Below are 1638 nucleotides of genomic sequence, written 5' to 3'. Positions count from 1 at the left end.
CTTCGGTGACGTACCCGGAGTCGGCGCCACTGAAGGTCGGAATGTCGTTGGTCCCGTTGATCGTGATGACGATGTCGTGGCTGGTGCCGTCGACGCTCTGGACAGTGAAGGTTTCGACTTTGGTTTCACCATTGCCGAGATACTGCACGTCGGCGTTGGCAACGCTGTAAGTCCAGTGACCGGCGCTGTCGATGGTGATGTGGCCCAGAGCGCCTTCGCTCGCCACCGGTGCAACGGCCGTATTGATCGCCGACTGATGCTGATCAGCGTCGGTGACAACCAGCGTCCCATTTGTGGACAACGTCACGGTCTCGACGCTCGGGGTGTCTTCGGTGACGTACCCGGAGTCGGCGCCACTGAAGGTCGGAATGTCGTTGGTCCCGTTGATAGTTATGACGATGTCATGGCTGGTGCCGTCGACACTCTGGACGGTGAAGGTTTCGACTTTGGTTTCACCATTGCCGAGGTACTGCACATCGGCATTGGCAACGCTGTAAGTCCAGTGACCGGCGCTGTCGATGGTGATGTGGCCCAGGGCGCCTTCGCTCGCAACCGGGGCGACGGCAGTATTGATTGCAGACTGATGCTGATCCGCGTCGGCAACTACCAGTGTGCCATTAGTGGACAACGTCACGGTCTCAGCACTCGGGGTGTCTTCGGTGACGTACCCGGAGTCGGCACCGCTGAAGGTCGGGACGTCATTGGTGCCGTTGATAGTTATGACGATGTCGTGGCTGGTGCCGTCGACGCTCTGCACCGTGAAGGTTTCGACTTTGGTTTCACCATTGCCGAGGTACTGCACATCGGCGTTGGCAACGCTGTAAGTCCAGTGACCGGCGCTGTCGATGGTGATGTGGCCCAGGGCGCCTTCGCTCGCCACCGGTGCAACGGCCGTATTGATCGCCGACTGATGCTGATCAGCGTCGGCAACTACCAACGTTCCAGCGGTAGTCAGGTTGATAGTCTCAGCGCTCGGAGTGTCCTCGGTCACGAAGCCCGAGTCTGCCCCGGTGAAGGTCGGGATGTCATTTGTCCCGTTGATCGTGATGACGATGTCGTGGCTGGTGCCGTCGACGCTCTGCACTGTGAAGGTTTCGACTTTGGTTTCACCGTTGCCGAGGTACTGCACATCAGCATTGGCAACGCTGTAAGTCCAGTGGCCCGCGCTGTCGATGGTGATGTGGCCCAGGGCGCCTTCGCTCGCAACCGGGGCAACTGCAGTATTGATTGCAGACTGATGCTGATCCGCGTCGGCAACTACCAGTGTGCCATTAGTGGACAATGTCACGGTCTCAGCACTCGGGGTGTCTTCGGTGACGTACCCGGAGTCGGCGCCACTGAAGGTCGGGACGTCATTGGTGCCGTTGATCGTGATGACGATGTCGTGGCTGGTGCCGTCAACGCTCTGGACAGTGAAGGTTTCGACTTTGGTTTCGCCATTGCCCAAGTACTGCACATCGGCATTGGCAACGCTGTAAGTCCAGTGACCGGCGCTGTCGATAGTGATGTGACCGAGTGCGCCTTCGCTCGCCACCGGTGCGACGGCCGTATTGATCGCCGACTGATGCTGATCAGCGTCGGTGACAACCAGCGTCCCATTTGTGGACAACGTCACGGTCTCGACGCTCGGGGTGTCTT

The 1638-nt window shown here is 59.3% G+C and carries 1 protein-coding gene; it reads right to left on the bottom strand.

Annotation, left to right across the window (positions count from 1 at the left end):
- Positions 1-1638 (bottom strand): VCBS domain-containing protein (locus D6Z24_RS21460; protein ID WP_198419596.1); only part of this gene is annotated, 1638 nt, incomplete at both ends.

Origin of the sequence: Geomonas oryzae, from assembly GCF_004117875.1 — a bacterium.
Lineage (GTDB): Bacteria > Desulfobacterota > Desulfuromonadia > Geobacterales > Geobacteraceae > Geomonas > Geomonas oryzae.
This window is presented reverse-complemented; position numbering and strand designations above follow the sequence as displayed.